Origin of the sequence: Paraliomyxa miuraensis, from assembly GCF_026337845.1 — a bacterium.
GTDB lineage: Bacteria > Myxococcota_A > Polyangia > Nannocystales > Nannocystaceae > Paraliomyxa > Paraliomyxa miuraensis.
The window spans coordinates 1-23,308 of sequence record NZ_JAOVZF010000117.1; the positions used below are offsets into that span (position 1 = coordinate 1).

Annotated in this window: 25 protein-coding genes; 3 read left to right on the forward strand and 22 right to left on the reverse strand. The window is 68.0% G+C overall.

All coding sequences use genetic code 11. From position 1 onward, the window contains the following. From OEB96_RS00900 to OEB96_RS00915, 4 genes are all read right to left on the reverse strand, one after another. Window positions 1-1,596 (reverse strand): SpvB/TcaC N-terminal domain-containing protein (locus tag OEB96_RS00900; RefSeq protein WP_266213480.1); only part of this gene is annotated, 1,596 nt, incomplete at its 3' end. An 875-nt stretch (window positions 1,597-2,471) separates the two neighbouring features. After that, a complete protein-coding gene (locus tag OEB96_RS00905) occupies window positions 2,472-3,026 on the reverse strand; it encodes a hypothetical protein (RefSeq protein ID WP_266213481.1) in 555 nt (184 codons plus the stop codon). A gap of 449 nt (window positions 3,027-3,475) precedes the next feature. Further along, on the reverse strand, window positions 3,476-4,738 hold the full coding sequence (locus tag OEB96_RS00910; RefSeq protein ID WP_266213482.1) for a hypothetical protein: 1,263 nt from the start codon (window positions 4,736-4,738) through the stop codon (window positions 3,476-3,478). Beyond that, window positions 4,735-6,219: an OmpA family protein gene (locus tag OEB96_RS00915; protein WP_266213483.1), complete on the reverse strand. Its 1,485-nt coding sequence runs from the start codon at window positions 6,217-6,219 to the stop codon at window positions 4,735-4,737. Before OEB96_RS00915 ends, OEB96_RS00910 begins: the two co-directional genes overlap by 4 nt. A 255-nt stretch (window positions 6,220-6,474) precedes the next feature. Here OEB96_RS00915 and OEB96_RS00920 point away from each other — a divergent pair, with 255 nt between their 5' ends. Further along, window positions 6,475-7,329: a hypothetical protein gene (locus OEB96_RS00920; RefSeq protein ID WP_266213484.1), complete on the forward strand. Its 855-nt coding sequence runs from the start codon at window positions 6,475-6,477 to the stop codon at window positions 7,327-7,329. Window positions 7,330-7,360: 31 nt separating this feature from the next. On the opposite strand, the gene OEB96_RS00925 is transcribed toward OEB96_RS00920, so the two are convergent. After that, window positions 7,361-8,560: an NHL repeat-containing protein gene (locus OEB96_RS00925; protein ID WP_266213485.1), complete on the reverse strand. Its 1,200-nt coding sequence runs from the start codon at window positions 8,558-8,560 to the stop codon at window positions 7,361-7,363. A gap of 400 nt (window positions 8,561-8,960) precedes the next feature. Between OEB96_RS00925 and OEB96_RS00930 the strand changes: the two genes are divergently transcribed. Further along, window positions 8,961-9,587 (forward strand): hypothetical protein, encoded by a 627-nt coding sequence (locus tag OEB96_RS00930; protein WP_266213486.1) that lies wholly within the window; start codon window positions 8,961-8,963, stop codon window positions 9,585-9,587. A gap of 1 nt (window position 9,588) precedes the next feature. On the opposite strand, the gene OEB96_RS00935 is transcribed toward OEB96_RS00930, so the two are convergent. Further along, window positions 9,589-10,140 carry a PIN domain-containing protein gene (locus OEB96_RS00935; protein WP_266213487.1) on the reverse strand — a complete coding sequence of 184 codons (552 nt, stop codon included), beginning with the start codon at window positions 10,138-10,140 and terminating at the stop codon, window positions 9,589-9,591. A gap of 3 nt (window positions 10,141-10,143) precedes the next feature. After that, entirely contained in the window at window positions 10,144-12,054 is a 1,911-nt protein-coding gene (locus tag OEB96_RS00940; protein WP_266213488.1) for a hypothetical protein, read from the reverse strand. Window positions 12,055-12,395: 341 nt separating this feature from the next. On the opposite strand from OEB96_RS00940, the gene OEB96_RS00945 reads away from it, so the two are divergent. Beyond that, a complete protein-coding gene (locus OEB96_RS00945; protein WP_266213489.1) occupies window positions 12,396-12,521 on the forward strand; it encodes a hypothetical protein in 126 nt (41 codons plus the stop codon). A gap of 142 nt (window positions 12,522-12,663) precedes the next feature. Here OEB96_RS00945 and OEB96_RS00950 read toward each other — a convergent pair whose 3' ends face one another. From OEB96_RS00950 to OEB96_RS01020, 15 genes are all read right to left on the reverse strand, one after another. Further along, complete coding sequence (locus OEB96_RS00950) at window positions 12,664-13,377, reverse strand: hypothetical protein (RefSeq protein ID WP_266213490.1); 714 nt, start codon at window positions 13,375-13,377, stop codon at window positions 12,664-12,666. Between the two features lie 244 nt (window positions 13,378-13,621). Continuing rightward, complete coding sequence (locus OEB96_RS00955; protein WP_266213491.1) at window positions 13,622-13,990, reverse strand: hypothetical protein; 369 nt, start codon at window positions 13,988-13,990, stop codon at window positions 13,622-13,624. Window positions 13,991-14,030: 40 nt separating this feature from the next. After that, a complete protein-coding gene (locus OEB96_RS00960; RefSeq protein ID WP_266213492.1) occupies window positions 14,031-15,224 on the reverse strand; it encodes a hypothetical protein in 1,194 nt (397 codons plus the stop codon). 19 nt (window positions 15,225-15,243) lie between these two features. Beyond that, window positions 15,244-15,819, reverse strand: a complete 576-nt coding sequence (locus tag OEB96_RS00965) for a hypothetical protein (protein WP_266213493.1) — start codon at window positions 15,817-15,819, stop codon at window positions 15,244-15,246. Beyond that, window positions 15,816-16,046 carry a hypothetical protein gene (locus OEB96_RS00970; protein WP_266213494.1) on the reverse strand — a complete coding sequence of 77 codons (231 nt, stop codon included), beginning with the start codon at window positions 16,044-16,046 and terminating at the stop codon, window positions 15,816-15,818. The genes OEB96_RS00965 and OEB96_RS00970 overlap by 4 nt, the downstream gene beginning before the upstream one ends. Then, window positions 16,043-16,582 (reverse strand): hypothetical protein, encoded by a 540-nt coding sequence (locus OEB96_RS00975; RefSeq protein WP_266213495.1) that lies wholly within the window; start codon window positions 16,580-16,582, stop codon window positions 16,043-16,045. Before OEB96_RS00975 ends, OEB96_RS00970 begins: the two co-directional genes overlap by 4 nt. A 16-nt stretch (window positions 16,583-16,598) precedes the next feature. Next, window positions 16,599-17,294 carry a hypothetical protein gene (locus OEB96_RS00980; protein WP_266213496.1) on the reverse strand — a complete coding sequence of 232 codons (696 nt, stop codon included), beginning with the start codon at window positions 17,292-17,294 and terminating at the stop codon, window positions 16,599-16,601. Further along, window positions 17,291-17,962, reverse strand: coding sequence for an N-acetylmuramoyl-L-alanine amidase (locus OEB96_RS00985; RefSeq protein ID WP_266213497.1), 672 nt, complete (start codon window positions 17,960-17,962; stop codon window positions 17,291-17,293). Before OEB96_RS00985 ends, OEB96_RS00980 begins: the two co-directional genes overlap by 4 nt. A 5-nt stretch (window positions 17,963-17,967) precedes the next feature. Beyond that, window positions 17,968-18,714 (reverse strand): hypothetical protein, encoded by a 747-nt coding sequence (locus OEB96_RS00990; protein WP_266213498.1) that lies wholly within the window; start codon window positions 18,712-18,714, stop codon window positions 17,968-17,970. Then, window positions 18,711-19,295: a hypothetical protein gene (locus tag OEB96_RS00995; protein WP_266213499.1), complete on the reverse strand. Its 585-nt coding sequence runs from the start codon at window positions 19,293-19,295 to the stop codon at window positions 18,711-18,713. The genes OEB96_RS00990 and OEB96_RS00995 overlap by 4 nt, the downstream gene beginning before the upstream one ends. Continuing rightward, window positions 19,292-19,843: a hypothetical protein gene (locus OEB96_RS01000; RefSeq protein WP_266213500.1), complete on the reverse strand. Its 552-nt coding sequence runs from the start codon at window positions 19,841-19,843 to the stop codon at window positions 19,292-19,294. The genes OEB96_RS00995 and OEB96_RS01000 overlap by 4 nt, the downstream gene beginning before the upstream one ends. Then, entirely contained in the window at window positions 19,843-20,943 is a 1,101-nt protein-coding gene (locus OEB96_RS01005) for a hypothetical protein (RefSeq protein ID WP_266213501.1), read from the reverse strand. Before OEB96_RS01005 ends, OEB96_RS01000 begins: the two co-directional genes overlap by 1 nt. After that, on the reverse strand, window positions 20,940-21,371 hold the full coding sequence (locus OEB96_RS01010) for a hypothetical protein (protein ID WP_266213502.1): 432 nt from the start codon (window positions 21,369-21,371) through the stop codon (window positions 20,940-20,942). Before OEB96_RS01010 ends, OEB96_RS01005 begins: the two co-directional genes overlap by 4 nt. Before the next feature lie 13 nt (window positions 21,372-21,384). Beyond that, window positions 21,385-22,182 (reverse strand): cupin domain-containing protein, encoded by a 798-nt coding sequence (locus tag OEB96_RS01015; protein ID WP_266213503.1) that lies wholly within the window; start codon window positions 22,180-22,182, stop codon window positions 21,385-21,387. Window positions 22,183-22,288: 106 nt separating this feature from the next. Next, window positions 22,289-23,077: a hypothetical protein gene (locus tag OEB96_RS01020; protein WP_266213504.1), complete on the reverse strand. Its 789-nt coding sequence runs from the start codon at window positions 23,075-23,077 to the stop codon at window positions 22,289-22,291. Window positions 23,078-23,308: the final 231 nt, after the last annotated feature.

The following is a 23,308-nucleotide window of genomic DNA, read 5'->3' on the forward strand; positions in this document are numbered from 1 at the left end:
GGCCACGACCACTTCCTTCGCGAAGCGATACCCCCATGCGTCGACCCATGGCCCGCCCGTGAGGTCGCGTCGAGGGATCAGCAGATCATCGCGTAGATCGCCGTTGGCCTCGATCACCATGATCGAGAACCCCGGCTGGAGCCGGTCGAGGTGCGTCGCAGCGGCGGAATCGATGATGGCTTGCTCCTCCTCGGCGGTGAGTTCCTCGTCGTCTGGCACCGCGGCCAGAGCCGCGTCCACCTCGGCCTCGATGAGCGCCTCGACGTACGCATCGCCCTCGGGCAGCACCGTGGGCCACGACACGACGACCGGCGTGTCGAGCAGGTCGAGCTGCGAGGTGCCGTCCCAGGCCCTCCAGCCCGCGTCGGTGAAGTAGAGCAGGTCGTGGTCGGAGTCGCCGTCGAAGTCGCCGACCAGGCGCGTGGGCGAGCTGGCGAACGGCACCGGATCATCGACGAGCTCGGCGTCGGGACCGAGGAAGACGCCGTACGGCACGAAGCCCATCGCAAGCGAACCCGGGGCCCCGCCCGGAGCGCTCCACTCGAACGTGGTCTGGGGCAGGCATGCGCCCGCGGCATCGCACTTCTTGACCCATTCGATCCGGCTGCGGCCGGAGAGCGGGTCGAGGTCGTAGTTCAGTACGTAGGTCGCGAGCAACTGCGCGTAGGGACCCTCGATGGTGATCGTCTCGAGCCGCTCGGTGCGACCCTGCACCACGCCCGCCACATAGCCCCACGAGACATCGGTGCGAGCGACATAGTCGAAGCGAACGTGTCGTCGGCTCGCTTCCGAGCCCTTGCCCGCATAGGCGATCTCGTAGAGCTGCAACGTGTACGCATCGGAGCCCCCGGCGGGCTTGGGAGCGTGATACCGGTACTCGATGCCGTTGCCGAACCGATCCTCGGTGCGGCGCGGCGCCCAGACCCACGGCACGGGATCGCCGTCGATCTCGTGGAACAGCATGGCACCGGGCTCGCCCAGGGTGAGGATCCGGCCATCCTTGGTGAAGACCTCAAAGTAGCCGTCGCGAGCGTTGGTGTTGGCGTGCCCGACGATCTTCGCGAACGGATCGCGACGCGTGCGGTACTCAGCACCATCGAGGCCATGCACGCCCGCGACCAGCACCAGGCGCTCGTCGCCCCAACAGAGAGGATCGGCCTGCTCGAATTCGAAGGGGCCATTCGTACCGTCGAGCGCGAGCGTGCGATTGCAGCGGCGGATCGGCGGGGCGATCCCACCAAGGGAGAACCCAACGCCCAGTGGACCGTCCTGCGTGGTGCTTCGATACTCGAGCGACAGCTCGGGAGTCATCGCCCCAACACCCGGCGCAACGTCGAGCGGGATCGAGTACACGGCCTGGCCGGTCGGCGTGACCCCGGAGCGCCCGGGCAGCGTGCCGACCCCCGTAGAAGGATCGAACGCGACGGCCTGCCCGCGGAGCTGTACGACCTCGTCCGCGAGCGTGACCGGGGGTGGTGGCGATGCCATGCCTCCGCGTGGCGCGACCTCGGCCGCGGAGGGGCCACCGCCGCACGCCGGAGCGAACAGCAGCGCGAGCGTGGCGATCGTGAGCGTGGCGCCAAGAGAACCAAGCATGGCCAGCCGATGCGCACCCGACGACCACGCCCATGTGGGGATCAAGGCATCGAGGAACCGGCCACGACCACCTTCTGCGTGCAACGGTCGACCTACCATCATCACCTCCGTTGCCACCCTGCTCCAGCGGTGCGAAGGGGCAAGCCCGCGATGATCGAATTTCCAAAATGCCAACACCGGGACGCCGGGGTCGCCCATCCGCACGACTTGGGACGGCGTGGCCGGCAGTGGAACACAAGTGACCAGCGACTCGCGGTTGCGCGCACCGCTCATCGCCTCTCGGAACATGAAGCACGCTCACCCGAGGAAGTGATTGCCTTAGCCGCAACCGGGCCGAGCTCACTCGACCCGCGGGCTCGGTACGAGCCGGAGTTTGTAGGCGCCCGTCGTGGGTGACCGTGCGCAGCTCGAGCGGGTGCTCAATGATGATCGCATCAGCAGGGCGAGCTCAACTGCGAGAGAGATGTGGGCTCGACGTGTGGCGGGAGACCCGTGTTTGTCAGCGACCGCTTGAGAGAGGCGCTCAGAATTCGGCGAACGTTCGGGGACGACATCAGGCCCCGAGGTCAAAGCCGCGCTCGGTGCTCGGGACCGATCCCGTAGGGCTCGCATGGTCGTCTGCTCGGTCGCGCACGTCGACGAGACCGCGTACGGGGGAGCGTCGGGGCGTGACGGCTGTCGTCGCCAATTCCCGGGGGATCGAAGCGCTCACGCCCGAGGCCGATGGCACCCAGCCGCAGCCGGATCGCCCGGTGCGGAGGCCGGGCTCGATGCGATACGACTCCGCTCACGAGTTGCCCGCGGCATCACCGGGGTTCCGCTTGGCATCGTCGGACTCGCGGCCATCGTGGAGCAGGGGCTCACCCGTCGTTACGTCAAAACGGCGGGCACACGTTGGGCTCGGGGTTGCTCTCGATGATCCAGGTTGGCCCCGCCACCGCGGTGCGGCGGATGGACTTCTGATCCCCCGCATCACCTACGTGGGGCGCTGGTATGCCGCCCTCGGCGTCGACGAGCATCTCATCGTTGTTGTTGCCGTAGATCACGGCATCGACCGGGACCGTGGCGGGCATGATGGCGACCGCCGGACCGAGGAACAGCGCCACCCGGTTGCCCGGGTCGTTCGCTTTGTCGATGTCGGGATTGAAGTCCATCGCGAGGTCGAGCATTGGATTATCGTTCTCGCTGGTGGACATGGGCCCCCCTACGATGAAGCAGCCATCCGCGAGGATCGTACCCGAGAGGTCCATGGTACCCGACGTGTCCGAGGCTCCACTCCACCCCAGGCTATAGCCGCCAAGATCGATGTCACCAAGGCACGCATTGTATAGCTTGACCCACTGCTCCTGGTCCTCGCCGCTTCGCGTGTCGTAGTACACCTCCACCAGCAGCGGATGGCAGTCACCCATTCCACCCGTAGTGGTTTCCATCCCCGTAGTGGTCGGGTCCCCCGAGCTACTCGACGTGGTCGATGGATCCTCCGTCGTAGAGGTCGTCGTCCCGCTGTCGTCCAGCGGCACAGTGGTCGCCGTCTCGTTCGTCGTGCTGGTACCGTCCGCCGCCGCCGTGGCCGAAGCATCCGTGGTGGAACTGGTCGCGGCTGTCTCGGTGTCGGGGCCGCCTCCCGAGGAACTCACGACGCTCGGAGGTTCGGTGCAGCCAACGAGCCACAGCGTCATCACACATGGCACGGCCCAATGTTGCGAAGCAGAAAGGCGCACTCCTTTGAGTCTCTCACAAACGAGGCCCAACTGGCATTGGAGCGGGCTTTCGCGTTGCGATGGCTACCCGATCCATGGGTCTGCGATGGATTTGCTCCGAGGCAGGAGCCACGGGTTGGCCTCGACAGCGTTGTACGCAGGCGTGGCGCCGACGAGTATCAGCGCCCGACGAGCGCAGCGTTCGCGATCGCTCCTGACGAGCCCTCGTCGATCGAGCAGTCCTGGCGAACGCGACGATGACCCCGGCGCCGTAGCAGGACGAGCGCGGCGAGGCACGACCATGCAGGTGCACTCGTCGATCCCGATCGGCAGGTGCAGCCGCCGTCATCGTCGATCTCGCCGGCGGTGTCGGTCGTACTGCCGCCATTGGCGCTGCCCGAGCCGTCACCCACCGTTCCGTCGACACCGCCCCCCCAGTCGGCTCCGGCGTCGGGGTCCGCAGTGCCGGTGCCGTCGGCCCCCGAGTCTGCCCCGCCCACATGCGAGCAGTCGATCGTCGCGCAGCAGGGTAGGTCCAGGTCAGCGATGATCTCGCGTAGTGCATTCGAGAGCTGGCCAGCGTTGGCTGCCATACGATGCGTGAGTGTGCCGCCCGAGCCCCACTCGGCCATGGTCGCGAGCTGTTCAGCGAATCCAGGCGTGGGCATGGCGGCCAGCTCCCCGTATGCGACCACATACGTTGGGATGCCCGCGTCGAAGGCGTCCTCCAATGCGACTTGCACGTCGGCGTCGGTGCCGTCATAGGGTCCGGTGATCACGAGCACGTTCACGTAGTGTGTCGAGGCGTCCTCGACATAGGGCGTCGTGGCGGCGTACGCGGGGCGGTGGCTCGTGATCTCCTCGATCGCCAGCTCCACGAAGCGACCCGACCCCTCGCATGCCACGCCGTTGCCGTCGCAGCGAGGCATGTGGCTCCACGTGGTTTCGGCAAAACCGGGCGGGTCGATCTCGCTACCGTCTTGGCGCGTCCACGTGATCGGTGGTCCCGCCCACGGATCGCTGCAACCCGGCTCGAGACACGAGCTGCGAGGATCGAGGGACCATTCCACGCGTGGCTCGGAGCACGGAGCGTAGTCCACCAGGATCTCGGCCTCGCCCGGACCGGGCATGTCGTCGCCGAACACTGCCAAGCCAAAGTGGGTTACCTGCGAGGCGACCGGGCCCGGCGGCTCCACCGGCGCGTCATAGAGCGTGTCGCCCTCACCGGCCGACACTTCACGGATCACATCCCACGCGGAGAGCCCCTCGCCACCGGCAGCGGCGCCGACGTTGAGCGTGTCCGACGAGGCATCGACGATCAGCATGATCCGCGCCGGCCCTCCGCTGCACCCCTGGTCCTGGTCGCAAGCAGCAGCGGCCTCGGAGGCCATGCTCGAGAGCGATCCCATTGCGCCCCAGATCACCATCCAGCGTATGTTCATCGTGCTCCCTTCCTTCGGCCCACGCGCTTGCGCAGCTTGAACTCGATCCGCCGGTTCTGGGCGCGCCCTTCGGCGATGGAGTTGTCCGCCACTGGCTTGTCGGGGCCCATCCCCCTGGTGTGCACGCGATCTGACGAGACCCCGTGCTTCACCAAGTAGTCGGCCACCGCATCGGCCCGCTTCTGCGACAGCGCCAGGTTGTGCTCGCGGCTGCCGCGGTCGTCGGTGTGCCCCTCGATCGTTACGTCGTACTTGGGGTTGGCCTTCAGCACCGCCACCGTCTGGTCGAGCGTGGGTCGCGATTCCTTTGTGATCTTGGCGCTGTTGGTCTCGAACGTGATACCGGGCATCACCCCGGTCACTCCGGTGAGCTTCTCGGGAACCTCGTCGGGGCAGCCGTCCTCGTCCTCGTAGCCGTTGTGGGTCTCGGGCTTCTTGACACACTCGTCGGTCGCATCGCTCACGCCGTCGCCGTCTGCGTCGGGCGGGCAGCCGCTGGGCGGATCGCCAGCCACGTCCACGCACCCGTCCTTCGGGTCGGGCACGCCGTCGTCGTCGGTGTCGGGCGGGCAACCGTCGGGCTTGGCCCCGGGTTCCTGGGGGCACTTGTCCTCGGTGTCTGCCACCGTGTCGCCATCGGCGTCCGCGGCCGGGCACCCTCTTGGGCCGGGGCCGGGTTGCTCGGGGCACTCATCGCTCTCGTCGGCCACGCCATCGCCGTCTCCGTCGGAGCCCGGGCAGCCGTGGGGGTACACGCCGGCCTCTTCGGGGCAACGATCGTCCTCGCCGTAGAACCCGTCGTGATCGGGATCGCCTCCCGAGTCCGATGCACCCGACGAGCCCGAGCCGCCGTCCTTGCCGCGCCCGAGCGTGACCGAGAGCCCCAGGAGCGCCTCGAAGTGACTCGCCGCCCCGTTGTTGACGACTCGGCGCGCGCCCACTAGATGGCGCAGGTCGAGGCGCACGGCCAGCCAGCGATTGATGAAGAACTTTGCGCCCGGCCCCCAGTGGAACGACGCGTCGATGTCGTTGCCGAGCGCGCTCGGCCGCGAGGCCACACCCATACCTCCGCCGCCCACCACCAGAAACGGCGTGAGGCGCCACCACGGCAACTGGAAGATCCCGTGCCCGCGCACCGTGTAGAGCGTGGTGCGGGCGTCCGCGTCGTTGCGCGTCGGCATCACCCCCACCTCGAGCTCGCCGCCAAGCCACCGCAGCGGGAAGTAGGCGAAGCGCAGGCCCAGGTCGAAGGCCGCCGGACGGTAGCGTAGGTGCGGGGCAACCCGCGGGTCGTAGAGCTCATGCTCGCGGTTCATCACGAGCACGCCGCCCCACACGCCCAGTTCGAACATGTTGCGCTCGGGGGCCCAGCGTCGCATCGGCTGGTCTTTGCCCGAGGCGTTGGCCCGCCCTTCGGCCGACGCGCCGCTGCGGGTGGAGGCCGACACCGAGCCTTCGGCCTCCACCTTGGCCGGGGCCATTGCGAGCAGCCCACCGAGCAAGAGTCCTGTCGCGGCAAACGCCATCGTGGAGCTTGGACCGCGCCGTGCGCGACCATTCCAAGTCGTCCTTGCCGTACTCTACTCCTCACGTTTGCTCCGCACGTAGGCGGGCTCACCACGAAAGCTGCGCAGAATCCGGTGGACCAGCTGCGCCTCGGGTCGATCTTGGAATTGCATCACGCAGGCTCGGTCCACGTCACGACGGGCCTCGGTGAGCACCGAGGAGGACGCACGATGATGAGGCACCACTCTTCGCAATCGACCGCAGTGGCGTTGACCAGCCTGTGGCTATTCGTGGCCGGATGTGACGCGGAAGCCGAGCCGATCCCCGCTGCCAGTGCCGAAGCGCGGGCCAACGTCGAGGTGGTCGCCAACGTCGAGGCCGACGCGGCGGTCGAGACGAAGATCGACGCCAAGGACTTCGACCTCGAAGCCGTCGCCAGTGTGGTCGAAGAGGGCGAGATCGAGTCGGCGGCTGAGCTCGAGGTGATCATCAACGACGAGGACCGTGGCATCAACCACATCGACATCGACACCGACGGCACGATCGATCACGTGCAAGTGGTGGAGGTAGAGGAGCACGCAGAGGCCGACGGCGACGTGGTGCTCGAGCTACGGGTCATTCCGTCGAGTTCGGGCTCCGTCGACGCGGCCATCGTGTTCGCCACCACGACGTTTACTCGCCATTCCACGAAGCCCGAGGTCGAGATCCGCACGCGATACACCGCGGTGGTGCACCACCACGACGTTCACGTGTACACCCACGTCGTGCCGGTAAAGCTCAAGGCTGGCGTGGTGGTCGACGGCAGCGTGTTCCTCTCGTGGGTCTTCGCCGTCGATCGGTCGGTTTATGTGGGGGTGTACACCGTGGATGATCACGGGCACTGGATCCCACCCGGCCACCTCAAGCACGGGCACTGGAAGGCGAAGGGCCATGGCCATGGGAAGGGCGACGCGGTCGTGATCGATGCGCACGGGGGCGGCAGCACGATCCACATCACCAGCTCTAGCCTCGGTCACGGAGGACACGGCGGGGGCAAGGGGGGCAAGGGGGGCAAGGGGGCCAAGGGAAAGGGCAAGCGGAAGTGACCCACCCGCCCACGTGGCTTCCACCACGCGATCACTGCGGAAAGAACGGTTCGTAGGTCTCGGGTGTGTGATCGTGGTCCGGCGTGATGGCACGCAGGCTGCCGTTCTTGTTGTTGGCGCGCGTGAACCAGATCGTCTCCGATGCAACGGCGGTACCGTAGTTGCCCGAGTTGACGTTGAGATCGTGTAGCCCGTTGTCCAGGAACCCACCGTAGGGCAGCTCCAACGTCACGAACGCGTGGGCGTTGTCGTAGCTGATCACGATGAGCACGCCCTCGGAGTTCACGGTCACGTCGGTGGGGTAAGTTACCAGCTCCGGTGGCGTGTCTTCCAACACGACCGGCTCGAGATCACGTCCATCGTGAGCGCGGTCGAATCGCACGATCCGAGCGTTCTGGGCGTCGGCGACGTAGAGGTTGCCGTCGTGGAACGCACAGCCGCGCGCGCCATCCTGAGGCAGGTCGTTCGAGCTGGTGATCTCGTTGCCCGGGCTGCCGGGACGACCGGGTGTGCCGATCGCCAGCCCGCCGCCCACGCGTGTGAGTGAGGGGTCGGTGCCCATGGTGTCGCGTGCGTTCACCCGCCACGCCGTGCCGTCTCCGAGGTTCACGAAGAACCAGAACCACTCCGCCTGGTTGCCCTCGTCGTCCTCGATCGCACCGCCGAAGCAGACGCCGGCGGGGTTGCGGAACGCGTCGCGGTCGAGCGTGCCGTCGAGCAACTGCACACGCCGCCCCTCCACCGGCTCGAGCACCACGATGGCACCGCCGTCACCCTCTCCGCCTTGCTCGAACGTGCCCCACACGAAGCGATCGGGGGTCATGGACACGGCCGTCGCGCCTCGCAGATCGACCGATGTGCCGTCGAGCAGCGAGCGGGCCTGGCCGCCGCCCTCGTCGGTGGGATCGCCTGCGAGCATCAGCTCCGAGGTGCCGTAATTGGCCACCACGATCACGCCCGGCGCAATGAGATCGTCGGCCGCCTCGGGATCTTCCTCGGCGTCGTCGGGGTGCGGCTTGCCCGGCGCGATCGCGATGTCGAACGGGAAATTGAACCCGGTGACGACGTTGTCGAACCGACCGGAGAACGTTCCCACCTCGGAGGTTTGGCTGGGATCGCCCTCGTTGCCCTCGTCGCCTCGACAAGACAGCGCAAGCACGAGCAAGGCGCTGGTCGAGAGCGTGGACCGAGCCCAGCCCGCAAGAGGAATGGAGCACGTTCGGCTCAGCATCGTCTGATTGGACCACAACCGGGGAGTCGATTCCAGGGTTGTGCGAGCCCGTGTGGTGCCAGCGCTCGACGTGGCGCTTTGGATCATCGGACGGCGAGCGAGTCGCGGCCGACCTGGAGTGAACGTGACCCGAAAACTCGGGCACAGATGTGTTGGACCGAGTCCGTGTCACTGATTCCAATGTCGACGACATGCGCGATAGGCCATACCATGAGCCCATCACCGTACGCGCGGCACTGACGGTTTTCCTGCCCCTCGGCACGGCTCTTGGCTCGAGCTGTTGCGAAGCACCCGACGTCTACTGCGAGGATGGGCACCGCCAGTGCGAGGGGGCCTACAACCAGTGCAGCGACCAGGACCAGGCCTGCGGGCCGTGCCGAACGGCAATGGGAGGATCACGATGACGGCATCGACTCGAGCACATGGGTGGGGCATTGCGTTGGCGACCGGGGTTGGGTTCTTGAGCCTCGCGCTCGCCAGCGAGGCCCAGGCGGCGCCCACCCCGGGACAGAAGATCCGGGGCAGAGGCGGCAACTTTGGCATCGGCCTGAGCCTCGGCGATCCCATGGGCGCGTCCATGAAGTACTTCATGGCCCCGAACCATTCGATCCAGGGCGACCTGGGCTGGGCACCGCTCCACCACGGCCACGGGCGCCTGGGGTTCGACTACCTGTGGCACCCGGGTACGTTCGTTTCCAACTCCACCATCGACTTGGTGCCCTACCTCGGCCTCGGCATCGGGATGGCGTTCTGGGCCGGCTACTATCACGGCTACCACGGTGCCTGCGGCGGCTACTACGATCCCGGCCATCCCCGCTACGACGAGTGCTACGACCGTCGCGACTACTACTACCACCGCGGAGGCGGCGGTGTGGCGATGCTCTTGCGCGCGCCCATCCTCGGTCTTGGCATCCACTGGAAGAAGGCCCCGCTCGACACCATGTTCGAGGGCTCGTGGTCGCCGTACCTCGTGCTACCCCACCTGCCGCACGGAGACTTCTCGTTCAAAATTCGCTACTACTTCTAGTCTACATCCTGCCCTGAAATGGGTAAGCACGCGCGCTTCCACAGAATTTCGGTGGCGCGCCGTGGCTTTTGTACCGTGGTCCGATGAACGGCAAGCTGGCCAAGGCGTTGAGGTTAAAGAGGAAAGCGTCGACGAGGCCGTCATGAGCGGCCGAAGAAATCGATGGCGGCAGCGACGAGGGCCGTATCGGCACCGCGAGTATGGCCCACGGCAAGCCGAGGAGCTTGTCGAGATCGACGCAGTGTTGCGCGACGCACCAGAACTGGTCGCGGCGATGGCGAAAGACATCGAGGAGGTGTCGCCTCGCGATCAGATCATGACGGCGGAGCAATGTCTGCGCGCGTTCCTCATCAAGGACATGAACCAGTGCGACTACGTGACCTTGGCTCAGAAGCTCGCCGACTCGCGCGGCTATGAGAGGTTCTGCGGCACGGATGCGTCGAACGCCGGCGACTCTCGAGACATATCTCGAGAGGATCTCGCCGGGCACGATCGAGACGCTGCACGCGACTCTCATGAAGAGCAGAGAGTAACCACACGACGGCTGCAGCATGCTCTATTCATGCGAATCGCGGTCGGTCTGCTCCTTGAACTGGGCGACGGCCTTGGGAAGCGTCGGAAGTATCGACTCCAGGCGCTGCCGGGTCGTCTCCGCATGAAGGAGGGAGCGCACCGCTGACCAAGACAGCGAATCCAGCGGTTCATGAGCCAGGCTCTCGAAGAGGGCGTCCAGCGCCTCGCCTCCGACGGCCGGGCAGAGTTCGGCCAGTGCCGGACCCTCGGACGGCTCCCGCTCCCGGACGCGCTCGGCCAGAAAACGCTGGAGCCGGGGATCAGACTCCTTCTCCACTCGAGCGCGACGGAGAATCAGCCTCGCCTGTGTGCGCCGAAGATGCACATCCGTGCTGAAGTCTTCGGAAAACCATAGGTCAAGTAGTGTGCGTAGGTCCGCCTCGGTGCGCTCCCTGAACGCCGGAACTAGATCGATAAGGACACCCAGCGCCAAGCGCCGCGAGATCGGGAACATCCTGGCGAACCTCTCGCGGTGCTTCACATCATGGACACGCAGTCCGTACTCGTCCCCGGCTAGGCCGTTGCCGTCCTCATCCCAGCGGGCGCAATGGGAGGCTTCGTTGCGGAGCCTGGGAATGGCTTCGATGATCTCCTCGGCGGTCCGAGGAAGGTCGTTGGACGTCATGGGAAAGCCTTCGTCCGTCGGGGCAAAATCTTCGGGGGCCGGCTGCTCTCGCCATATGCGCTCGACGAAGGAGCGGAAGGCGAGCTTATTGGCTGCTCTGCCCAGCGTTCTCACTCTGGGGTCATGCTCGCTGGGCCCATTGAAACGCGACTCGAGGACGAGGGCGTTGCGCCGGAACTGCTCGAAGAGCCGCACTGAGCCGGCTTCGGCCAGGACCGCGCAAATGTCCCGGGCTTTCTCCCACGAATCGGCGAACAGTCGCTGCTCGAGCGGTAGTCCGTCCAGAAGCTCCTTGTGCGACATTGCCGCTGTCGTCATGAACCCGTACAGACCGTGGACTACTCGCCTGATGACCGTTTGGTCCGGAAACCGAAGGACCAGCCACATGACCCACGGTGGTCCGAGGTCTCCCGCGTAGGGCTCGAAGGCCACGCGCCGGCCGGTTAGGCGCAAGACACTAACCATGTGATCCAGGATTTCGATCGCTTGGTCGAGCTCGGGAGACCGGGAACACCGCCGCTGCTCATCGACGATCAGATGCGGAAGCCAGTAGGGGCCGCCGAACGTGTTGTCTATCAGCCCCTTAGGCCGAAGAGGGTGCCCGGGGTTGATCGGGACGGTGACCTCGACACCGATGAGCTCACTCGCCCCTGAGTCCTGAACCCTGCTTCGGCCCGCGATCAGTCGGATGTGGGTCGCTCCACCGAAGGGCTCCACGACGCGGTCTTCCGGAAAGCCGAACCGCCCGTGGACATTGAAGGTGACGGTCAGCTCCATGGCCGAGGGCTCGAACATGGCCAGCGGAGCAACCGCTTGGCTGTCGTCGAACCCGAGGGCAAGGTCTTGTAGCTCCTGCGGGAATGAGGCCCATGTGGCGTTGCGCTGATGGGCTTCCTTGTAGAAGGCCCGAAGCTGCTCATCCGCGAGCATGTGTGCGCCAACTCGGACAAGGCGCATCGTTGCCTGTCCGAACTCGGAGCGGTCCATGAAAGGGGGTTCACCTTCCGAGGGGGATCGAAGCAGCAGAGCAGTCGCGACGGCGAGTTTCTCCGCTTCCCGTCGATCGTCGCTTCCAACAAAGGTCTCGATGGTTCCGGGCGTTGGCTCAGGAATCGCCGCGGCTCGAAGCGAGTGCAGGTTCTGGCGGACGCTGTCGGCAAGCAGCTGCGCGGGAGACTTGCGTAGGGCCGCTGCGAGGTGGTGCAGTTCAGCAACTAGCGCCTGGTCCTCGAGGGTGAGGCTCTCGTGCGCTTCATCCGAATGACTCATGACGGGCGATTGTTGTCGGCTATCCGCTGGTAGACAAGGAGGAGATCCAGCGTAACCCCTCCAGCAACGACGTGTAGACGGCCGACGATCCGGCTGCGACGGATCATCGTGCGACGAGGAGTCGACGATGCCGAAGCGGTAGGAGAGGTCGTACACGACGCGGCGCCAGTGGACGGAGGTCGAGGCCCGCGCGGCCCTCGATGACCTGGCGCGGTCAGGGCTGACGGCGGAGGCGTTCGCCTCGCGCGAGGGGATCGACGCGCCTACAGCGTTGGCGTCGGAGGTTCGAAGCGGAGAGTGACACGTGGGCGGACGAGCCCGCGGGGCCGACGTTCGTCGAGGTGCCGCGACGCGAGTCGGCGGTGCTCGAGCTGGTCCTGCTCAGCGGTCGGGTGCTGCGCGTGCGGGAGTCGATCGAGCTGCTGCGACGGCTCGCCCTCGCGGTGGAGGACGACGCCTCGTGCTGAGCTGGCCGCCGAGCGTGCGAGTCTTCGTTGCCACTCAGCTGGTGGACGGGCGCAAGCAGGCTGATAGCCTAAGCGGAGAGGCCCGCGAGCCATTGCGATTTTTTGCGTGGCTCTTCGCTCCCGGTCCGCCCTCGTGGTGTGTTCAGCTCACACGGGCGAACCTAAGGAGCAGGTCCACCAGTGCCGCACACTCAAACCCGGTCCGTCGGGTGGGAATCCCCTTGGCCGCGTCCTCGAGCTCCTCGGCGACCTTCTTGAGCTGTGGCCCCGTGGGTGTCTGAACTGGAACCTTGCCAAGGTTCACAAGCTTCTGCTCCAGAGCCTCCACTCGAAGGCGGAGCACCGCGAGCGTGTCTGCCCCCTCCCCCTGCTCGTTGCCTCCGCGTGCGAGGCCGCGGACGAACTCCACCAGCGTGCCGAGCTGATTCGGGGAGCTGGCTGGACGCATAAGCCCCACCCTCCCAAGCTCGTCTGCCACTTTCTCAAGCTGCCGGCCCATGGCCGTTTGCATCGGATGCTTGCCGGTCGCCTCAAGCTGCCGCTGCAGGATCCTCTCTCGGAGGCGGAGCCCTGCGCAAGTATCCAAACGCTCGAACCTCAGCCCGGCAAGCCACTCCTGCTTGCCCATGCGACCTTCGATGTCACTCGCGAGTTCGGGATGATTGCCGCGTTCGTCACGCACTAGTCCCTTCTTCTCCGCGTCCCACAGGAGCGCCTCGACGAACTCATCCTTGCCGTCCTCGGGCCACGCTCCGAGCGGGGTCTCCCCCTGCCAGGCGACGAGCACTGCGCTGGGACTGTCGGCGTCAAGAATGGGGGCGAGATGTGGGTGCGTATAGCGTTGTTCAGTGCCCATCGCTGGTAGCGATATGAACCACAGCCCGCCGCTTGTCCAGCGCACCTTCCGTAATTTAGCCTGCAAGGCTGCCCACGTGCGGGGGACAGCCCCTGCAGAAGCGCCCGTCGAGGCTCCGCCGGCGTGGACCCTGAGGCCCAGCGACCGCGCGTCCCGGCAACACTCAATACTCGACCATCCATCCTCCATCCGACATTCGTTCGCGTCTGGCCGCCTTGCCGCTGGATGGCCAGACGAGCCCGACCTACGGTGGTTGCATGGACTGCAGGCACTCGAGGTGGAGTAGCTTGAGCGTCACGCCGGGTCGGCGACGTTCCGCATGCACGTACTGGAAGTTCGGCAGCGGCCGCAACGCGCCGGGCTCGACGTCGCCGCCGAAGAGCCGGTGCTCAAGCTCGACCTCGCCGAGGGCCTCGACGTCACTCCTCGTCAGACCAGCATGCGTGGCCCGGGCAACCGCCGAACTCACGGCACCAACGCTCACGCCGAGGCTGCACGCCACGTCGCGATGGCTGCTGCCGAGCGCCCACTTCTGTCTCAGGATCTCGCGGATTTCTTCATCGTCAGAGTGGCCAACGTGGCCCGCCCGTTGGCCATCCGCGCAGAGGGACACGACCGCTGCGAGCCCCTCGCAAAGGTGTGCCCGTCACGAATTACCCCGGCTGTGCCGCCAGACTCGCCTTGACAGCGATGACCGCCGCTTGCCAGCCCCGCTCAGGGCCACCTTGCAGATCCGCCGCGCCTTCTTGCTTCCCTCGTCGCCACGCCTTCCAGACCCACCCCGCGGGGCTCTGCTCGACCTCGACGTGGTAGCCGAGGTAGGCAAACTCCGGCGGCACCACGGGGGGCGCCTTCTCGCCTACGAGCTCGGCCACCGCCCGCTCGAGTGGCAGCGGCTGCCACGGTGACTGCGGCGGCCAAGGCTTGCCCGCCCGCACGGGCGCGAAGTACTTGGCGTCCACCACCGCGAGCTGCTGCAGAAGGCTCCGCCCGTTGGCCACGCGGACCCTGGCCAGGTCCCACGTGCACCTCGGGAAGCTCGCTTCGAGCAGCCCCTGGACCAGCTTCACTCGGGGCGTGGTCCTCACTCGGTTGCGGATCCACGATTCCGCCCACGCGATCCACGAGACGATGCTGTCGACGGTGATCCGCGTGCAGTCGTCCCACACGTTCAGGCCGTGACGTTGGACCATCGTCGGCAACGAGGCAGTCGAAGGGCCGGCCTCGAAGCCAACGTCGCCGTTGCCCTTGACGTACAGCGGCCCGGGGGCGGGTCCGGCCTCGGGCGGTGCCATCCCGTCGAGCCCGGCCTCCGCCCCGGGCGGGTCCGGCTGCGGCTTGGGTGGCATCGGGAAGAAGGGCTCGACCGGCAGCACGCCGAGCGCGTCCACGTAGGCATTGGCGGCCACGCGGGCGTCCTCGTCGCTCTCCTCGATCCCAGCCCCGAGCTTGACCGCGTCCTTCTCGGTCTCGGTGGCCGGGTGCTCGGCGGTCGCGTAGACCCGCCACCTGACTCCGGTCGACAGCCCAGTCAGGTCGATCGTGTACGGCCCACGCGTGTACTCGTCGTAGGGCTTGGGGAGCCACGGCTGGGCGGGCTTGGGCCCAACGGGCTTTGGTTCGGTGGGCGTGAGAGTGGGCCCTCCGCCGGGCTCGGGCGTCCCGCCGCCCCCTGGCGGGGGCGTCTCGCCACCACCACCCCCAGGCACAGGAGCATCACCGCCACCGCCCGAGCTCCCGCCGCCGCTGCTCGAGCCACCGTTGCCGGCCGGGCTCGTCGAGCTCCCAGCCGCGAGCGCGACCGTCCCGATTCCCGCAACTCCCATCAACCATAGCCACTTGCTCATCACGTACCTCGTTCCTTGTTCAAAGCACCACGTCATTCCCACCGAGCACCGCCCCGAACCCTCGTGCGAGGTCGTTCGGTGCAACCGGCCGCCCCTTCGGCCACGCGGGCACCCGCCCGCGCAGCGCCCGGGGCAGGCACTCGTAGACCAACTGCGAGCACACCAGCCCGCCCACAGGCCCGTCCTTGGGGACGATCAACCCGAGCACATCGTAGGGCTGACCTACCCGCCCGCGAACGCACCCGTAGAGCCCCCGCCCTTCGCACAGCGGCAGCCACACCCGCACCCGCCCGCGCTCCCCGTACTCGGCCTCGAGCACCCGCGCCACCCCCAGCCCGGGCCGGCAGTCGATCAGCAGCGCTCGTCCCTGGTCGTCGGCCTCGCACCCGTCGAGCGCCACGTGCGAGAACCCGTGCCCGCCCGTCGCTTGGTCGAGCAGCGTCGACTCCACCCCGTCGGGCTCGAACAGCACGATCGACACCCCGCACGCCGGGCGGATCGCCCCGACCGCAGCCCCCTTTCCCGACCCACGCGCCAGCGTGAGCACGGCCAGGGTGAGCCCCACACCCACGACGGTGCCGGTCAGCAGCGTCACCGGTCGTCCTCCTCGCCCAGGTCGTCGAGATCCACCTCGACCTCTCCATCGCCATCGAGCTCGCCCGCGCGCGCCAGCTCGTCGGCCGAGACCGCGACCACGACCACCTCGGGTTTCTGCCGAAACACCCGGCGGAGGATCAGCCCCGCCAGCGCCGCACCAAACGTGAACACGATGCCCTTCACGAACACTTCGGCGAGACCCTCGCCGTCGTCTTGGGTGCTCATCGCCGTCCCCTCCGCGCCCCTCGTCGCGACCGGACCCCAGGCCCAAACCCGAGCGCTCGCTGCAACCCCAGCCGCAGCAGCCAGCCCGCGGCCGCCGTCGCCCCATCGGTCCCACCGCTCACGGCCAAGTCGAGGTTGGCGATCGCCTCCTTGGCCATGGCCATCGCCTCGGTCCACCCCATCTTCTCCGGCCCGAAGGTCGTGGTGCTCGGCGCGGGCCAGGGACACTCGGGGAACAGCAGCGTCAGCGCCTCGACGATCGCCGGCTCCGGGTTGGCCTTCAGCTCATCGAGCTTGAGCGCCCACTTGGCAAACTTCAGCTTGTTGTCGATCCCCCACGCCTCGATCGCGTCGGGGTCGACCAGCTCGAAGTGATCACAGCCCTCGTAGCGGATCCCGTGGCGCACGCCGCTGTCCTGCAGGCCCTTGCCCTTGTTCGGGTCGTCCTCGGTCGCAGCGCTGGCGCTACCCATGGCGACCACCCCCACGCCCAGCACCACGGCCGCGGCGATTCCCCACTTCACACTCGTCTTCATGTCGTCCTCCGTTCATTCACACCGTTTGCAGTCGTTCCAACACCTCGGCCCCCGTCACCGAAAGCGACGACGGCCGTCCATCGATCCATGACGCGGGCAAGCCCACCTCGGCCGCGTCCTTGGCAAATTCCACCCGGGCCTTGGCCAGGAACGCCAAGTCACCACCCTTGGCCGGCGCACCCCACATGGCGCGCAGGTTGAGCCACGTCGGCACCTTCCCAAAACCGTCCCAGCGCATCAGCCCACGGGCGAAGCCCACGGCCATTGCCAACGCCACCCGCGGCTCGAGCACCGACGACGGCGGCAGGCAGTACAGCTCCTCGCCGAGCTGGGCCAGGCCATTCGCAGGAAGCATCCCGAACCACCCACCCGAGCCGAAGATGTAGGCGGCGTCGGGGTGCCCGCATCCTTCATAGCGCTCGCGGTTGCGGTCGAACGCTTTCGCAGCCGCCGCGGCCTCGCTCGCCGAATCGTTGACGGCCCGAGGGTTGCCCTTGCTCTCGCGCCAGGCCACCAGCGCAAAGAAGTCCCCCCACGCCGGAGGCAGGCCGGCCTCGGCCGCCAACCCCCGCACGGCCGCAACCCGATACGCACCGTCGCCGGACGCGGTACCCGAGTTCGCGCTCGCCGTGCCCGCCATCGAGACGACCGCGACCAGTCCCGCCACGACCGCCACCCCCCACGACACGGGACTGCTGTTCCGCCGACTCATGCAACCGCCCCCCACCAGTGCGCCGGGATCGGCTTGCCCTTGTTGACGGCGAAGCCCTCGCCGCCCCATTGCAGCCCATACTTGCGGATCGCCCACATGCCGACCTCCCGCCACACGTCCGGCCCGGGGTCGTTCTCCCGGTTGGGCCCGCCCTGCCGATGCGCGTAGATGTGCGTGAGCCATCCTTGCCGCCGCAGCGCATCCACCAGCGCTCGCCCGCCCTCGATCTGCGCCGGCTCGAGCTGGTCCATCCCGAACTTGTCCGCGCCCCAGAACGCATCGGGATTCGTGCTCCCGGCCCGGCTCGGCAGGTTGCCGGCAAACTCCACGGCCACGCTCTCGGAGTTGAGCCCACCCGACGCCGGCAGCCGGGTGGTGTGGTCGTGCAGCCAGTAGATCCCGCCATCGGGCAGCACCACGTAGTGCGCGGTCACGCCGTCGTAGCGCTTGGGGTCGTTGCCGCGCGAGAACCCCATCTGGTGCAGCACCAGCGCGCGCACGTCCGATGCCTTGCGCGTGCGGGTGTGCGACGCCGCATCATCGGTCAGCCGCGCATGCTTGCGTCGATCGACGATCTTGCCGCCGCCCGGCAGGTTCGAGCCCGACCGCTTCGACAGCGTCAGCCAAAGCGCCCCGAGCCCGACCACGGGTATCCACAGTGGAATCATGGCGCTCACACTCCCGGCTCGAAGGCGATCTCGTCCGACCACCACTCGTGAAGGTAGAGGTCGAGCCACAGCATGAAGTCCCCAACCCAGTCCACGAGCCCGATTCCCCAGTCCACGGGATTGACGTCCATGCAGGTGGGCGCGTCCGGCAGCGACATCGCCGATGCCTGTCGCAGGAGCTCCGCGGTGATCCTCCGGGTGGCCGGCAGCGGCTTGGGCCACCCGCGCTCGGTCCAGTACGACTCGACCCACGCCTCGAAGATCGGCACCGTGGGCAGCTCGCGACCGTTCATGTACCAGTCGATGAAGCCCGCCACGGTGTTGTCGTACGCGAACTTCAAGACCGCCTCGAGCTCCTTGCCCACCTCGTAGCCCTCGTACTCGCTCGGCTCGACCGCGTTGACGACGAAGGCATCATTGCCCGGTCGGAACAGCGCGCCCTCGACCACGCCGTCGCACTCGGGGGCGATCCACAGCCCGTTGCCGCCGAAGTCGAAGTCGGTCCACGACTGCGAGCCGCCCGAGCCTCCGCCGAACACCTTGCCCTTGCCGCCCGGCCCCGGTGTCCACGGGTCGGTCGAGCCACCGCCCGAGCCTCCGCCTCCGCCCGAACCGCCGCCTCCACCAGGCCCACCGCCACCGGGCACGAGCCCGCCGCCGCCTTCGGCCGCCGAGGCCAGCCCACCGAGGGCCAAGAGAGCCCCCACTCCGGCCGCGATGGCCAAACCCTTGTTGCTCTTGCGCTTCGTCATCGTCGTGTCCTTCGTCCCTTTCGTTGTTTGTGTCGTCGCCAAAGGAGCGCGGCGCCCATCGCCAACGCTCCGGTCATCAGCACCCCACCCAGGCCGCCGCCGGCCTGGTCGTCGCCCGAGCCCGCATCATCCGAGTCGGGCTCGGGTGGCGAGTGCACTTCGGGCAGCGGCGGGCGCTGGTAGTAGGCCGCGGCCGCGTCGAGCCGCTCGAGCAAGCACGTGCCGTCCTCGGCCACGGCGATCGCCTCGCGAATCGACGGCTCCCACGACATCCCGTCGATGTCGAACGGGTTGAGCGGGTGGCCTACACCATCGAGTTTGCCCGCGAAGTCCTGCAACAAGAACAGGAGCTGGTCGCGCTCGGGGTACGGCCCGGGAACGGGCGGCTCCTCCATCCGGGAGAGGTCGTTCTCGATTGCCAACAGCCATTGCCAGCGCTGGAACACCTCGCGGGCGACGGCATGTGTCACGTCGTACCACTCGTCGTAGTCGAAGATCGTCGGCGGCCACGTCCATGGATCGGCCGGCGTCTTGCCGTCCTCGGTCACCAGCAAGTGTGCATAGGAGCTTCCGCAGATCATCGCACTTCCCTTTCGCGACCACGTCGCCGCCACCACCAGACCCCGCCCACCGCCAACGCGCCGGTCATCACCACCGCGCCCCAGCCTCGCCCGCCGGCCTCGGGCTTGCGCTTCTTGTGAGTGCTCGGCAGCGGCGGCCGCTTGTAGTAGGCCGTCGCCGCGTCGAGCCGCTCGAGCACGCACGTGCCCTCGCGCGCCACCTCGATCGCCTTCTTGATCCCGGGCTCCCAGCTCAGCTCGAACACGGCGCTCGGATCGAGCAATACGTGCGGCAGCGACTCGAGCTTGGTCGCGAACCCCTGGAGCTGCGCCAGCAGCTCGTCGCGCTCGGGGTACGGACCGTCGACGGGCGGCTCGTCGAGCTTGGCGAGCTTGTCCTCGATGGACAGCAGCCAGTTCCAGCGCCGAAAGACCTCCCGGCCGACGACGTGCGCCACGTCGTACCACTCGTCGTAGTCGCCCGGTCCGGCACGCCAGTCCCAGGGGTCGTCGGGGGTCTTGCCGTCCTCGGTCACCAACAGATGCGCGTATGTGTCGCCGCAAACCATCACTCCACCTCAAGCTCGCCGTCCGAGCCCGGACAGCCGAAGTCACCCACCAGCGCGCCGCTCAGGTCGTCGATCCCCAGCCACATCACCCACGGCGGCGGGTTCTCCATCGACGACCCGTCCTCCCACTCCATCCCCGTAGTCGTGAGCACCTGGCCGGCCGACTCCCACAGCACCTCGCGATCGACGGGCGGCATCCACAGCAGCTCATAGTCGCGGTAGTCCGGGTCTGCGGGGTTGCCCGCCATGGTGATGTTGCGGAAGGGCGCGAAGTGATCCTCGATCCGCTCGGCGGAGGGGCCGTGCACGGGCCGCAGCAGGATCGACCGCCCGTGCTTGCTCGCGTGCGAGACGGTGACGGGGTTGGCCCCGTACATCGCATCGTTCCACCCGCTGCACTGGATCAGATCGATGACTCGCAGCCGCAGCTTGTCCTGCTTGGCGATCGCCAGCGCCCACACGCTCGCGTCCTCGTCGTCGAGGCCGCCTACCTCGATCGCCGCGAGGTACGCCTCGGAGAGCAGGTACCGGTAGGCGATCGAGTAGGTGGAGTTGGTCCCACCGAAGCGGTCGTTCTCGACGACCGGATAGAACGTGCCACCACGCGGGTACTCGTCGAGCAGCTCGGACCACGGTGGGTCGTCCTCGAGCTCGGGCTCCGGGAGCACCGGGTCGTCCTCGGGCGTGTCGATCGGCGGCTTGGGCCCATCGGTAGTGCCGGGCGCGGTGGGCTTGGGCGTGGGCGTGGTCCCGCCGCCTCCCTTGCCCCCACCGATGTGCTTGCCCGGCTGCCATGGCTCCGGCTCGGGCTCCGGATCCGGCTCGTCGTCGTCCGGCGGAGGCGGTGGCGGGAGATCGCCGAACGGATCGTCGGGTTCGGGCGGCGGAGGGAGGTCGCCGCTGCCCGAGCTCGGCCCGCCGCCATCGTCCGGCTCTGCGCCTCCGCCACCGGATCCGCCGCCCGAGCCCGAGCCTCCGTTGCCCGAGCCATTCGAGCCGCCACCGCTCGAGCCGTCCGAGGCCAGTGCGCCCACGGCCAGCAGCCCGCCGCCCAAGCCCATCAGGCCGAGAAGGCCCCATCGTCGTCGTCGCTTGCTCATACACGCCTCATTCGTTCGGTTGGGTCGATCAGCCGATGACCGGCCAGGTGATACGCGTGCCACTGTCGTCCGCGACCCAGCGCGTCTTGGGACAGCAGCACCACGCGGTGCTCGTCGCGGGTTCGTGCGGCCACCACTCCGCGGAGCTGGTCGAGCGCGCGGGCATGGCCCACCGACACCGCGGCGATCGGCCCGCACGAGGCCCACTTGCGCGCGAAGACCAGCGGCGCATCTTGGAAGACCGCCTCGACCGCGGGCGCGTCGGGATGCCACCGCACCCCGGCCGCCGCCGCGCTCGATGGCGGCTCGCGGTGCGCGGCCCACTGGCGCAGGTACCAGCGGCAGTTGTGCTCGGCGAGCACGTCGAGCATGCCTTCGAGCACGCTCTGGCTCGGGATCTCGGCCAACCGTAGTGACACCTGGTACACGTGCGCGCTCCCTTCACGGGGTGATGGTCCAAACGACGGTGTAGAGCCGCGCCGCAGCGGCCGGGTCAATCCGCAGGTGGGTGGCCGAGGGCACGTCGATCTCCATGCGCGGCTGGTCGCTCGACCACGCCACGAGACCCAACGGCACCGCCATCGCGGCCGGGTCGCCTCGCAGCCACGTCCACACGGATCCGAGGCCCACCGCCGACGGATAGGCCGTCAGCCGCCGCGCCCCCGCGGGCACGCGCTGCATGTGCGGCTGACCAGCGGGGATGTAGAAGGAATCGGTGAGCAGTGCCGAGAAGACCCCGCGCGAGACCTCGAGCCGCATCATCCGTAGCAGCGCCTGGCTCTCGAACAGCAGCCCCTGCTGCGGAGCCACGGGCTGCTGCGTGCCCATGAGCACAGCCCCCTCGGGCGCCCAGAGCTCGACCTGCAGCGCCTCGGCGTAGAGCTCCAGCGACTGCCCCAGGTCGATCTCGTAGGTCGTGCCGCGGGCCGAGTCGGTCGTGGTGATCCGCAGCCGCATCACCGATCTCCGCGAAGGATCGAGCCCCGACACACCAGCGGGCCCCACGGGTACGAGCGACCAGCGCAGAGCTTCCTGCACCGTGCTGCCCACCATCCAAAGGTGCTCGCCCGTCGGGCACTCGCTGGACCACGAGCCCACGCGCGTGGCGATCGGACGCAGGCCCGCCGCCGTGCCATCGTCCGACACCACCCCGAACACCTCGGCCCCGGGCGCGGTGCGGCGCGAGACGTAGGCGGTACCCAGCCGTGGGTCGTGGGGCTCGTGGTTGGTCTGGTTCATGGCGTCGGTCCTTGGATCGGTAGTCGGCAGTCGTCCGCGTTCGGGTCTGGGTACGGCCGCGCGCACCAGCGCGCGCGGCCGTCGTGGTCACTCGGTCACGCACCCGTCAGGGCACGGCCGCCGGTGACGGATCGATCGCCGGCTGCGGCAGGCGTCCGGGGTGGTGTCCACACTTCCACCCCTGCGGCAGCGCCTCGATCTCGTATCCCCAAAGCTCCGCGCGAGCGTTGAGGAACATGCCGGCCGCGTACGGATTCCACCCGACCAGCACGAGGTTGTCGGCCTGGGCCGCCCGCGAGAACGGACCCCACGCCACCTCGAAGGCCGGCACGTCACCGGCCGTCTTGCCGTCGTAGGCCACCGACTCCACGCCCACCACCGTCGACGCGTCGGGGTTGGGCTGGTGGTAGTTCTCCTGCGGGTGGTTCTTGACCATCACCGCGGTCAAGAGCCACACGCGGATCTGATCCGGGTCGGTGCTCCCCCGCCCGGAGAGCCGCACCGCGATCGGCAAGAAGTAGTTGCTCTGGGTGGGCTCCACCCGGAACTCGATGCGGTTCTGCCCGTCCACCCGCTGCACCCCGCCCGACGTCACCTTGAGGGGGCAGCCGTGCTTGCTGGCGACCTCGTGGTAGCAGTCGTTGATCGACGTGGGCCGGCAGATCGGCACCTGCGGCTGGCAGGTGGCCGTGTTGGGGCTGGGCTGGCAGCCCGTGCCGCAGCCACCCACCGCGAACCGCTCGATCTCCTCGGGCGACGGCGGGCGGATGGTCGGCGGCTCGCTCGCGGCGGCCTTGGCCCGTTCGGCCCGCTGGGCTCGGGAGGCGAGCACCGCCCGGTCGGCGGCATGTTGGGCATCGAGCTGTCTCTTCGTTCGGATCTTGAGTCGTTGCATGAGCTTTCTTCCTTTCGGGTCGATGCCCACGTTCGGGGGCAGGTCTCCCCCACGGCCTGAGCGCCACCGGGTTGGAGGTTGGTCGAGCACGGGCCCACGTTTCGGAGGCAGGTTCCCCCACGGCCTGAGCGCCACCGCTGCTGCTCGCGATTCGGGACGGCTCTCTCGTCCCCCGGCCTCGAGCGGATCCGGACGTCGGGGTCAGGCGAACGAGACCCCTCCGATCTTTCG